This window comes from Pseudomonas sp. R62, from assembly GCF_000257605.1.
GTDB classification, from domain to species: Bacteria; Pseudomonadota; Gammaproteobacteria; order Pseudomonadales; family Pseudomonadaceae; genus Aquipseudomonas; species Aquipseudomonas atacamensis.
Genome location: NZ_JH635998.1, coordinates 1,755,319 through 1,766,783 on the forward strand (window position 1 = coordinate 1,755,319; position 11,465 = coordinate 1,766,783).

The 11,465-nt window shown below is 60.3% G+C and carries 10 protein-coding genes; 2 read left to right on the forward strand and 8 right to left on the reverse strand.

Features of this window, described 5'->3' with window-relative positions; translation table 11 throughout:
- The 4 genes from OQK_RS09050 to hutC all read right to left on the reverse strand — a co-directional run.
- Positions 1–1,257, reverse strand: a 1,257-nt coding sequence (locus OQK_RS09050; protein ID WP_016772089.1) for a purine-cytosine permease family protein, incomplete at its 3' end; no start/stop codon positions are given.
- A gap of 148 nt (positions 1,258–1,405) precedes the next feature.
- On the reverse strand, positions 1,406–3,094 hold the full coding sequence (gene hutU / locus OQK_RS09055; protein WP_016772090.1) for a urocanate hydratase: 1,689 nt from the start codon (positions 3,092–3,094) through the stop codon (positions 1,406–1,408).
- A gap of 470 nt (positions 3,095–3,564) precedes the next feature.
- Positions 3,565–4,137, reverse strand: coding sequence for a HutD/Ves family protein (locus OQK_RS09060; protein WP_016772091.1), 573 nt, complete (start codon positions 4,135–4,137; stop codon positions 3,565–3,567).
- A complete protein-coding gene (gene hutC, locus OQK_RS09065) occupies positions 4,134–4,844 on the reverse strand; it encodes a histidine utilization repressor (protein ID WP_162999786.1) in 711 nt (236 codons plus the stop codon). The genes OQK_RS09060 and hutC overlap by 4 nt, the downstream gene beginning before the upstream one ends.
- Before the next feature lie 146 nt (positions 4,845–4,990).
- Here hutC and OQK_RS09070 point away from each other — a divergent pair, with 146 nt between their 5' ends.
- Entirely contained in the window at positions 4,991–6,355 is a 1,365-nt protein-coding gene (locus OQK_RS09070; protein ID WP_016772093.1) for a formimidoylglutamate deiminase, read from the forward strand.
- 85 nt (positions 6,356–6,440) lie between these two features.
- Here the strand turns inward: OQK_RS09070 and OQK_RS09075 are convergent, their stop codons facing one another.
- Together OQK_RS09075 and OQK_RS09080 are read right to left on the reverse strand one after the other, a co-directional pair.
- Positions 6,441–7,010 (reverse strand): lipocalin family protein, encoded by a 570-nt coding sequence (locus tag OQK_RS09075; protein ID WP_016772094.1) that lies wholly within the window; start codon positions 7,008–7,010, stop codon positions 6,441–6,443.
- A 29-nt stretch (positions 7,011–7,039) separates the two neighbouring features.
- A complete protein-coding gene (locus OQK_RS09080) occupies positions 7,040–7,294 on the reverse strand; it encodes a hypothetical protein (protein WP_016772095.1) in 255 nt (84 codons plus the stop codon).
- Positions 7,295–7,576: 282 nt separating this feature from the next.
- Between OQK_RS09080 and OQK_RS09085 the strand changes: the two genes are divergently transcribed.
- Entirely contained in the window at positions 7,577–9,469 is a 1,893-nt protein-coding gene (locus OQK_RS09085) for a methyl-accepting chemotaxis protein (protein WP_016772096.1), read from the forward strand.
- Between the two features lie 107 nt (positions 9,470–9,576).
- Here the strand turns inward: OQK_RS09085 and OQK_RS09090 are convergent, their stop codons facing one another.
- Together OQK_RS09090 and OQK_RS09095 are read right to left on the reverse strand one after the other, a co-directional pair.
- Positions 9,577–10,179: a DUF924 family protein gene (locus OQK_RS09090; protein ID WP_016772097.1), complete on the reverse strand. Its 603-nt coding sequence runs from the start codon at positions 10,177–10,179 to the stop codon at positions 9,577–9,579.
- Between the two features lie 3 nt (positions 10,180–10,182).
- On the reverse strand, positions 10,183–11,193 hold the full coding sequence (locus OQK_RS09095) for a class 1 fructose-bisphosphatase (RefSeq protein ID WP_016772098.1): 1,011 nt from the start codon (positions 11,191–11,193) through the stop codon (positions 10,183–10,185).
- Positions 11,194–11,465 lie beyond the last annotated feature (272 nt).

Here is an 11,465-nt window from a genome sequence, read left to right on the forward strand (position 1 = left end):
GAATGGCAACTGCACCAACACGCCGAACACGTAGACGCTGATACCGAGCAGGTTCCAGCGGCCGTAGCGGCCGTTCGGATCGGCCAGCGCCGGCACGTCGTAACGCTCGCGGGTGATGCCGTAGTAGTCGACCAGATTGATCGCGCTCCACGGGGTGAAGAAGGCGAGCAGAAACAGGATGAACGACTTGAACGCACCGAGGAACGAGTGCTGCCCGAGCAGGGCAATCAGGGTTGCCGCGCCGACGATGAACAGCACGAACACCAGGCGCTGCATGCGGGTAACCGTCAGGTGCCCTTTGAAGCCACTGATGATGGTGGCGATGCACATGAAGCTGCCGTAGGAGTTCAGCGTCGAAATGGTCACCTTGCCGAACGCGATGCTGAAATACAGCAGCGCGGCGGTGGCGCCGGTGCCGCCCAAACCAACGATGTAAGCGACTTCGTGACCGGCGAATTGACCATTGGCCGAAGCGGCGGCAAATACACCGAGAATCATCGCGACTTGCGCGCCGATCACTGAACCTGCGCCAGCGGCGAAAAAGGTTTTCACCGATGAAGTGGCGCTCGGCAGGTAACGCGAGTAGTCCGCTACATACGGGCCGAAAGCGATCTGCCAGGACGCCGCCAACGACACCGCCAGCAGAAAACTGCTCCAGCTGAAATGACGAATCTGCAGGAGCGCACCAACGTCGGTCTGGCTCATCAGCCGCCAGAACAGGAACACAAAAGCGATCACGCCAATCACGCTGGCGACGCGGCCGATCCAGTGGATCACCCGATAGCCGAGCACTGTGACCAGCACGATGACACTGGCGAAAATCAGGATGCCAACACTGTCGCTGACACCGAACAACTGCCCCAGCGCCTGCCCGGAGAGCACCGTTCCGGTGGCGGTGAAGCCGAGGTACATCAGGCACACCAGCACGATCGGAATCGCAGCGCCATAAACGCCGAATTGCACACGGCTGGAGATCATCTGCGGCAAGCCCAGTTTCGGTCCCTGCGCGGCATGCAGCGCCATCACACCACCGCCGAGCAGTTGGCCGATCAAAAGACCGATCAACGACCAGAACACATCACCGCCAAGTACCACCGCCAAGGCCCCGGTGACGATCGCGGTGATCTGCAGGTTGGCGCCCATCCACAGGGTGAACTGGCTGAACAGACGACCGTGTCTTTCCGCTTCCGGGATGTAGTCGATCGAACGCCTTTCGATCAACGGAGTACTGCCTGCACGTTCGTTGTTAACCGCCATGATTCAACCTCTGTGGATTGCTGTTCGGGTTCACTGAAATTCCTCTGTGGGAGCGAGCCTGCTCGCGAATCGGGTGTATCAGTCACAGCAGTAGCGACTGACACGACGCCTTCGCGAGCAGGCTCGCTCCCACATAAACCAGAGCGTGTTACCCGCCAGTGATCATCGGCAGATTCAGCCCCTGCTCTTTCGCGCAGTCGATCGCAATCTGGTAACCGGCATCGGCATGGCGCATGACGCCAGTCGCCGGGTCGTTATGCAGCACACGAGCAATGCGCTCGGCGGCTTCGTCAGTACCGTCGCAGACGATCACCATGCCCGAATGCTGCGAGAAGCCCATGCCGACACCGCCGCCGTGGTGCAAGGAGACCCAGGTCGCGCCGCTGGCGGTGTTCAGCAGTGCGTTGAGCAGCGGCCAATCGGACACGGCGTCGGAGCCGTCCTGCATCGATTCGGTTTCGCGGTTCGGGCTGGCCACCGAGCCGGAGTCGAGGTGATCGCGACCGATCACCACCGGGGCCGACAGCTCACCGCTACGGACCATTTCGTTGAAGGCCAGACCGAGCTTGGCGCGCTGGCCCAAACCGACCCAGCAGATACGCGCCGGCAGACCCTGGAAGCTGATGCGCTCGCGGGCCATGTCCAGCCAGTTGTGCAAATGCGCGTCGTCGGGGATCAGCTCTTTGACCTTGGCGTCGGTTTTGTAGATGTCCTGTGGATCACCCGACAGCGCCGCCCAACGGAACGGGCCGATGCCACGGCAGAACAGCGGACGGATGTAGGCCGGCACGAAGCCCGGGAAATCGAAAGCGTTTTCGACGCCTTCTTCCTGAGCCATCTGACGGATGTTGTTGCCGTAGTCGAAGGTCGGGATGCCCTGCTTCTGGAACTCCAGCATGGCTTTCACATGCACCGCCATCGACTGCTTGGCGGCTTTGATCACAGCGGCTGGTTCGGTCTTGGCGCGGGCGCGGTATTCGTCCCAGCTCCAGCCAGCCGGCAGGTAGCCGTTGAGCGGATCGTGGGCGCTGGTCTGGTCGGTGACCATGTCCGGGCGCACGCCGCGCTTGACCAGTTCCGGCAGGATTTCCGCCGCGTTGCCGAGCAGGGCGATGGAAATCGCTTTGCCTTCTTTGGTGTATTTGTCGATGCGCGCCAGAGCGTCGTCGAGGTCTTTGGCTTGCTCATCGACGTAACGGCTTTTCAGGCGGAAATCGATGCTGACCTGCTGGCATTCGATGTTCAGCGAGCAGGCGCCGGCCAGGGTGGCGGCCAGCGGTTGCGCGCCGCCCATGCCACCGAGGCCGGCGGTGAGGACCCAGCGGCCCTTGAGGTCGGCGTTGTAATGCTGGCGCCCGGCCTCGACGAAGGTTTCGTAGGTGCCCTGAACGATGCCTTGGCTGCCGATGTAGATCCAGCTGCCGGCGGTCATCTGGCCGTACATGGCCAGGCCTTTGGCGTCGAGTTCGTTGAAGTGTTCCCAGCTCGCCCAGTGCGGCACCAGGTTGGAGTTGGCGATCAGCACGCGCGGCGCGTTGCTATGAGTCTTGAATACGCCGACCGGCTTGCCCGATTGCACCAGCAGGGTTTCGTCGTCGTTCAGGTTGGTCAGGCTTTCGACGATCTTGTCGTAGCACTCCCAGTTGCGCGCCGCGCGACCGATGCCACCGTAGACCACCAGTTCCTTCGGGTTCTCGGCGACTTCCGGGTCGAGGTTGTTCATCAACATGCGCAGCGGCGCTTCAGTCAGCCAGCTCTTGGCGGTCAGCGTGTTACCGCGTGCGGCGCGGATCTGCACGTCACGAAACTTGTTGCTGTTCTGGGTATTGTCAGTCACGAAAAAGACTCCTCAGCGATCAATTCAAACCAACCCTGGCAGTGGGCAGCAGCCTGCGCGCTGTGCTGCGCGACAAGCGAATCAGTGGACGCTGCGGAGAGTCTCGACCGACTCATACGCATACGTCTTTACTTGTACATACAAGCATATGCAATCAAGCGGCCAACTTGTTGGAGGCGTGTTCAGGAAAAATCACGGGCATGGCTGGAGAGCGCCTGAATCGAGGGTTCTGGCGTGGATGAAATTTTCCGGGAGGAGATTCTGAGGAGATGCGGCTAGGCCAAGTGAGCGTGGTTTTGCGCCACGCTGGGGCGTTCGGTAACAAGTTGGTGCGTGGAGGGAAACAAGAGTGGGGTTGGCTTTTGTGGCGAGGGGATTTATCCGCGCTGGGCTGCGCAGCAGACCGCTTTTCTAATCAAGAATGGGGCCGCTTCGCGACCCAGCGGGGATAAATCCCCTCGCCACAGGGGTCAGTTTTGGAGAAGTTCGACTATGCAGCAAGCGCCATGGGTGGAGACTTCGACCAGCCCACTGTTACCGTCCAGTTGCAGGCAATCATGCCGACCGAGCTGCGAAACGCCGTCGCCAACACGCACGTCCATCAGCTCACTGACACTGAACACCAGCAGCGTCGATGCCGAGCTGAAAAACCGCTGCTCACCGTCCAGCCACTGCAATCGCGCGCTGTAACGTTGCGGCGCGTAGATCAGATTGAAGTCGCGAATCGCACCGCCGAGCAAGGTGCAGGACACTTGGCTTTCGCCGCTGAAAGCAAACGGGTCCAGGGGTAACAATGGCCGGGTATCGTCACCGTCGACGCACAGGGTCATGCCGTCGCCCTGCAACACGGTGATCACTCGCTGGTAACCGGCGAATGTCGAGAAACCGCCGGATTCGGTGATGTCGGCAATCGACAGGCGCCAGCCGAAACCGTCCAGGCCAGTGCCGGCATCACGAGTGATTTCCTCGGTGCTGCCGCCGCCGTTTTTCCACGGCATGCGCGGGTAGCCTTCAGCGCGTAGAACCTTCACTTGATAATTCATTTATGAAAGCGCCCTTCCAGACGATGGCGGGAACCGGGGTGGATCAAACGCGCCGCCGTCACCGGTTGACGCCCCGACCAGGTTCGCCGGCGGATCAGCAAGCACGGCTCGCCCTTTTCGATCTGCAGCAACTTGCACTCCGACGGCTCGGCAAGAATCGCTTCGACCACGTGCTCGCCTTCGGTCAGCGGCGCGACCTGGTTGAGATAGGCATAAGGCGTTTGCAGGGTGAAATCCTGCTTGAGGTATTCCGGCGCGACCAGGGCGTTGACGAAACGGTCTTCGATTTGCACCGGAATGCCGTTTTCGTAATGCACGATCAGCGAGTGGAAGACCTTCTGACCTTCGCGCATGTCCAGCGCCAGCGCGCGTTCGGAGCCGGCGGCTTCTTCTTCGAGGGTGATGACCTGGCAGGTGTGGCGATGGCCGCGCGAGGCGATTTCATCGGCGATGTTGTGCACTTCGAACAGCGCAGACTGGCTCTTCGGTTCGGCGACAAACGTACCCACGCCTTGCATGCGCACCAGCAGGCCGTCGGCGGTCATCTCGCGCAGGGCGCGGTTGATGGTCATGCGGCTGAAGCCGAGCTGGCTGACCAGTTCGCTTTCGGACGGCACGCGGTAGTGCGGCGGCCAGTTACCGCTGTCGATCTGCTGGGTGATCATCTGTTTGACGCGGGCGTACAAGGGCGCCGGACTGTCGCCCATGTTCGCGGCCAACGGAGAAACTGGAGGCGGAGTCGGCACGGTTGATCCCTGTTCATTGGATGAAAGTGACTAGCTTGCCGGAGTTTACCGGGCAGGCAAACGTCTGTATATGTATATACAAATAACACACGATGGGGTGCCGAACGATGTCCGCCTTCTTTGCCGAACGCGCACTGCTGCCTAACGGATGGGCCAACAATGTACGTCTCGAGGTCAGCGCCGATGGCTTGTTGACCCGAATCCAGGCCGATTCCAGCGCAGACGGCGCCGAACGGCTGCGCGGGCCGTTGCTGCCGGGAATGCCCAATCTGCACTCTCACGCCTTCCAGCGCGCCATGGCTGGATTGGCCGAAGTGGCCGGCAACCCCAACGACAGTTTCTGGACCTGGCGCGATCTGATGTACCGCCTCGTCGGAAAAATCAGCCCCGATCAGCTCGGCATCATCGCCCGTCAGCTGTACATCGAAATGCTCAAGGCCGGTTACACCTCGGTCGCCGAATTTCACTACGTGCACCATGACAGCAACGGCCAACCGTACGCCGATCCGGCGGAACTGGCCTTGCGCATCAGCCAGGCCGCCAGCGAAAGCGGTATCGGTCTGACCCTGCTGCCAGTGCTCTACAGTCATTCCGGTTTCGGCGGGCAAACGCCCAACGAAGGCCAGCGTCGCTTTATCAACAGCACTGAGAACTATCTGAATCTGCAAGCGCGTTTGCAGCCTTTACTGGCGCAGCAAAAGGCGCAGTCGCTGGGTCTGTGTTTCCACTCGTTGCGCGCGGTGACGCCGCAGCAGATCAGCGAAGTGTTGGCGGCCAGTGACAAACAATGCCCGGTGCACATCCATATCGCCGAGCAGCAGAAAGAAGTCGACGATTGCCTGAGCTGGAGCGGTCGCCGTCCGTTGCAATGGCTCTACGAGAACGCTGAAGTCGATCAGCGCTGGTGTCTGGTCCACGCCACCCACGCCAACCCGCAAGAAGTCACGCTGATGGCCAACAGTCGCGCAATCGCCGGGCTGTGCCTGACCACTGAAGCGAATCTGGGCGACGGGATTTTCCCGGCGGTGGACTTTCTTGCCCAGGGCGGGCGCATGGGCATTGGCTCCGACAGCCATGTGTCGTTGAGCGTGGTGGAAGAGTTGCGCTGGCTGGAATATGGCCAGCGCCTGCGTGATCAGCGGCGCAATCGCTTGTATGGCGCGCAGCAGCCGATGGTCGGCCGCACCCTGTATGACGCGGCGCTGGACGGCGGTGCACAGGCACTGGGGCAGCCGATTGGCGCGTTGGAAGTGGGTAAGCGCGCGGACTGGATTGTCCTGGATGGCAACGATCCGTATCTGGCGACTGCCAATGGCGACGGCATTCTCAATCGCTGGTTGTTCGCCGGCAGCGATCGCCAGGTGCGCGATGTGCTGGTCAATGGTCAGTGGGTGGTGCGCGATGGACGGCATGCCGGCGAAGAGCACAGCTCCCGAGCCTTCACCCAGGTCCTGCGCGATCTTTTAGGGTAAAAAAGCAAAAGATCGCAGCCTTCGGCAGCTCCTACACGAATGCATTCTCATGTAGGAGCTGCCGAAGGCTGCGATCTTTTCGCTCTTAATTGGATGTCTTGGCCATCTGCCGATCCGACGCGCGCCAGATCAGGCGTGTGGTGTCGTAACCCTGCTGACGCGCCTTGCTCAGCAATTCTTCGCGCACTACACCGTTGACGGTCGGTGTGCGTGACAGCAGCCACAGGTACTTGCGACTCGGATCGCCGACGATGGCGGTCTTGTAATCGTCGCTGACGTACAACACCCAGTACTCGCCCTTTGCCACGCCCGGCACCAGGCGCGAGAACCAGTTATCGAATTCGACCCAGAGCTTGTCGGTCTTGCCCGGCACTTGTGGATAAGCCGTGCCCTTGGCTTCTTCCCACTGCCACTCCGGGGTCAGGCAACGATTGAGCACGCCGACATTACCGTCAGGCTTGAGGGTGTAATGGGCTTCGGATTGCGCGCAGTGGCGCTGGAAGTACATCGGCAAGCGGGCCAGTTCATACCAGGTGCCCTGATAACGCTTGAGATTGACGCTGTTGACGGTCTTGGGCGCCAACGGGTCGACGCCGGAAGTGGCGCAGCCAGCCAGTACCAGGCCAGCAAAAAGGATCAGCAATAACCGCTTCATTTTTTTCTCCGTGGGCGCGAAGCCCCGGTTTACTTCAGGCCTTGGCCGGAAAACATCAGCACTTTGTCACCGGCGTATTGCACGCTGATAAAGCTGTTCTTGTCGCCCCAGGTGCAGCTGGACATACCGAGCGCGCCCGAGCAATCAGTGGGCTTGCCGAGAAGGGTTTCCACTTCGGACTTGGCCATGCCGGCCGAGAGCTTGGAGTAGTTTTCCTGATTGACCTTGCTGCATGCGGCCAACAGCACGCAAAACGACAGCAGGGCGATAGATCGCAGCGACATGGTGAAACTCCTGGAACGAGGGGGGATGGCATGGTGCCAACCAGAAGCTTAGAAGAGAAAAGTGTCATCTGGTTCCGTGACCGAACGCCTATTTATCAGCCCGCCCGTCCGGCTTTTGCCGGTAAATCAAAAACTTTGTGAAGCCGTCGAGCATTTCGTCGACTTTCCCTGCAAACGCCTAATCTTTGGCGCGGCGCGGTCGAAAATAAGAGCAGCGCAACGCTGCCGAATATGGCAAATTGCCGCCCTTTCCTGACCAGCCCCCTCGCGGTAGTTCATTCGATGACCAGAAACATGAAATTCAGCCACAAGATTCTGCTGGCTGCTGCCCTTGTGGTGGCCGTTGCGTTCGCCTGTTTCATCTTCTTCAACGACTATCGCCAGCGTCAGGACTTGAGCAGCAGTACCGAAGCGACCATGCAGGAGCTGGGCAGCCTGACCACCAGCAACATCCAGACCTGGCTGGAAAGCCGCATTCAGCTGCTGCAATCGCTGTCGCAGCAAGTCGCCGTTGACGGCAACGCGCCCGCCAGCCTCAAACGCATCATTGACCTGCCCGCCTACACCGGCAATTTCCAGCTCAGCTATTTCGGTGGCGCTGACGGTGTGATGTTCTCGGTGCCGGCCGGCAACCGCGCGCCGGACTACGATCCACGGGCGCGCGGCTGGTACAAAGCCGCCAATAGCGCACAGCAGACCATCGTCACCGAACCGTACATTGCCGCTTCGTCGGGCAAACTGGTGATCACCGTCGCGACGCCGGTGCAGCGTCAGGGCCAGATGCTCGGCGTGGCCGGGGCCGACATCGATCTGACCAGCGTCAGCGCGATCATCAACTCGCTGAACTTCGGCGGCCACGGTCATGCGTTCATCGTCAGCGCCGAAGGCAAGATTCTGATTCACCCGGACAGCAAACTGGTGCTCAAGACCCTCGCCGAGGCCTATCCGAACGGCGCGCCTCAAGTCAGCCCGGGCCTGAAAGAAGTCGAGTTCGACGGCAAGACCCAGTTGATTTCCTTCACTCGCGTCAACGGAGTGCCATCGGCTGACTGGTACGTGGCGCTGGTGCTCGATAAAGACACCGCGTTCTCGATGCTCAGCGAATTCCGCACCTCGGCGCTGATCGCCATGGTCATCGCGGTGCTGATCATCATCGGCCTGCTCGGCATGCTGATTCGCGTGCTGATGCAGCCACTGCTGACCATGGGCCGCGCGATGCATGACATCGCTGAAGGCGAAGGCGACCTGACCAAGCGTCTGGTGATTCACGGCAACGATGAATTCGGCGCGCTGGGCACTTCGTTCAACCGCTTCGTCGAACGCATTCATACGTCGATCCGCGAAGTGTCCTCGGCCACCGGCCAGGTCAACGAAGTCGCCCTGCGTGTGGTCGCTGCCTCGAACTCGTCGATGTACAACTCCGACCAGCAGGCCAGCCGCACCAACAGCGTCGCCGCCGCGATCAATCAGCTAGGCGCCGCCGCTCAGGAAATCGCCCAGAACGCCGCCCTCGCCTCGCAGCATTCCAGCGATGCGCGCAGCCTCGCGGTCGACGGCCAGCAGGTGGTGGATAAAACCATCCACGCCATGCAACAGCTGTCGGCAAAGATCAGCGATTCCTGCGGCAACATCGAAACCCTTAACAGCAACACGGTGAACATCGGCCAGATTCTCGAAGTGATCACCAGCATCTCCCAGCAGACCAACCTGCTCGCACTCAACGCCGCCATCGAAGCCGCGCGCGCCGGTGAAGCCGGGCGCGGTTTCGCCGTGGTCGCCGACGAGGTGCGCAACCTCGCGCACCGCACCCAGGATTCGGCGCAGCAAGTACAGAAGATGATCGAAGAGCTGCAGGTCGGCGCACGTCAGGCAGTAACCATCATGACCGAGAGCCAGCGCGAGAGCGAAAGCAGCGTCGGCATCGCCAACCAGGCCGGCGAGCGCTTGGGCAGCGTGACCCAGCGCATCGGCGAAATCGATGGCATGAACCAGTCGGTGGCCACCGCGACCGAAGAACAGACCGCCGTGGTCGAGTCGATCAACGTTGATATCAACGAGATCAACACGCTGAATCAGGAAGGGGTAGAGAACTTGCAGGCAACGTTGCGCGCCTGTTCGGACCTTGAGCAGCAAGCCGCGCGGTTGAAGCATCTGGTCGGCAGCTTCAGGATTTAAGCTGCGGCCTCAGGCCTCTTCGCGAGCAGGCTCGCTTCCACAGTGGAATGCATTTCAATTGTGGGAGCGAGCCTGCTCGCGAAAGCGGCATAAGCCGCACTGAAGATTCAGAATCTTGAACCGGGCCTGGACAGAAACTCCAATTCCTCAGTCGTAGACTTCCGCCCCAACACCGAATTGCGGTGCGGAAATCTTCCAAACTGCGCAATCACCTTCCGATGCCGCTCGGCATAGTCCAGGTTATCGGCAAACACCGCCCGCTCCGACTCTGGCTGTTCAGCCACCAATTCAATAAATCTGGAAACGGCTTCGTTCTGCACTGCGAGGTTTTCGCAGTGTTCGAATACCAGATAAATGAATACCCGCTGAATCGGTTTCAACTGCCGATCGAAATCCGCTGCAATGCCTTGGGCGACGAGCTTCTGTGCGCGCAGATCACCGGAAAACGCTTTGGGGGTGTCGCGATAGATCATGCGTGGCAGCTGATCGAGCAATAGCACCACCGCCAGCCAGCCTTCGGGACATTGCGTCCACTCGGTCAATTCACCGGCCAGGGCCTGATCGACAAAGACCCCGAAACGCGTCTGCGCTTCGAGGTCTTGGCTGTTTCGCTTGCCGAACCACAACTTGCCCTTTTCGGCCGCTACTTCGCTGGCTGATTCGGCGTGTCCGAACCACCAGTCGAGCAACGGCTGCCAGGGCGCGTGCATGGTTTATTCCTTGTGGTACGCCGTGGCGCGGGCGACTTCTTCTTTCGAACCGAGGAACACTGCAACGCGCTGGTGCAGGCCTTCCGGCTGGATGTCGAGAATACGCTGGTGACCGTCGGTGGACGCGCCGCCGGCTTGTTCGACGAGGAACGACATCGGGTTGGCTTCATACATCAGGCGCAGCTTGCCCGGTTTCGACGGCTCGCGGCTGTCGCGCGGGTACATGAACAGACCACCACGGGTCAGGATGCGGTGGACGTCGGCAACCATCGCCGCGACCCAACGCATGTTGTAGTTCTTCTTCAACGGGCCTTCTTCACCGGCCAGCAGCTCACCGACATAACGCTGCACCGGGGCTTCCCAGTGACGCTGGTTGGACATGTTGATGGCGAATTCCTGGGTGGTTTCAGGAATGGTGATGTCTTCGTGAGTCAGGACGAAGCTGCCCATTTCGCGATCGAGGGTGAAGCCTTTGACGCCGTCGCCCAGGGTCAGCACCAGCATGGTCTGCGGGCCGTAGATGGCGTAACCGGCGGCCACTTGCTGGGTGCCTGGCTGCAGGAAGGCTTTTTCGTTCAGCGGCTCGTTCTGGCTCAGGTATTCGTTCGGGCAACGCAGTACCGAGAAGATCGTGCCGACCGGGGCATTGATGTCGATGTTCGACGAGCCGTCCAGTGGGTCGAAGACCAGCAGGTATGCGCCTTTCGGGTATTTGCCCGGGATCTGGTAGGCGTTGTCCATTTCTTCGGACGCCATGCCGGCCAGGTGACCGCCCCATTCGTTGGCTTCGAGCAGGATCTCGTTAGAGATCACGTCGAGCTTCTTCTGCACTTCGCCTTGCACGTTCTCGGTGCCCATGCTGCCCAGAACACCACCCAGGGCGCCTTTGGACACGGCGTGGCTGATCTCCTTGCAGGCACGCGCTACCACTTCGATCAAAAAGCGCAGATCGGCAGGAGTGTTGTTGCTGCGGGTCTGCTCAATCAAATAGCGACTCAAGGTAACGCGGGACATGGACGGCTCCGGTGGAATGGGGGGCGGAAAACCCGCGCAGTTTACAGGGAGTCTGAAAACCTAGCGAGCGAAGACGCCGGCTAACGTGCGCCTGGGTGTATTTGCCTGTATGAGACGTGATTGTTGGTGGAGAGTTCAGGTGTCAGCTTGAGCGTAGTTGGAAATGGGGCGGGTGGTGATTGAGTGATAGCGGCAGTTTGATGATTTTGTTGTTTGACCGGCCGCCATCGCTGGCAAGCCAGCTCCCACAGGATGTGTGGTGTACACAAAAT

Excerpts from the sequence above, each read along its gene's own strand:
- OQK_RS09090 (WP_016772097.1), bottom strand. The coding sequence starts at position 10,179 with ATGCACGCGCCCTGGCAGCCGTTGCTCGACTGGTGGTTCGGACACGCC.
- OQK_RS09070 (WP_016772093.1), top strand. The coding sequence starts at position 4,991 with ATGTCCGCCTTCTTTGCCGAACGCGCACTGCTGCCTAACGGATGGGCC.
- OQK_RS09095 (WP_016772098.1), bottom strand. The coding sequence starts at position 11,193 with ATGTCCCGCGTTACCTTGAGTCGCTATTTGATTGAGCAGACCCGCAGC.
- OQK_RS09080 (WP_016772095.1), bottom strand. The coding sequence starts at position 7,294 with ATGTCGCTGCGATCTATCGCCCTGCTGTCGTTTTGCGTGCTGTTGGCC.
- OQK_RS09085 (WP_016772096.1), top strand. The coding sequence starts at position 7,577 with ATGACCAGAAACATGAAATTCAGCCACAAGATTCTGCTGGCTGCTGCC.
- hutC (WP_162999786.1), bottom strand. The coding sequence starts at position 4,844 with ATGGGCGACAGTCCGGCGCCCTTGTACGCCCGCGTCAAACAGATGATC.
- OQK_RS09060 (WP_016772091.1), bottom strand. The coding sequence starts at position 4,137 with ATGAATTATCAAGTGAAGGTTCTACGCGCTGAAGGCTACCCGCGCATG.
- OQK_RS09075 (WP_016772094.1), bottom strand. The coding sequence starts at position 7,010 with ATGAAGCGGTTATTGCTGATCCTTTTTGCTGGCCTGGTACTGGCTGGC.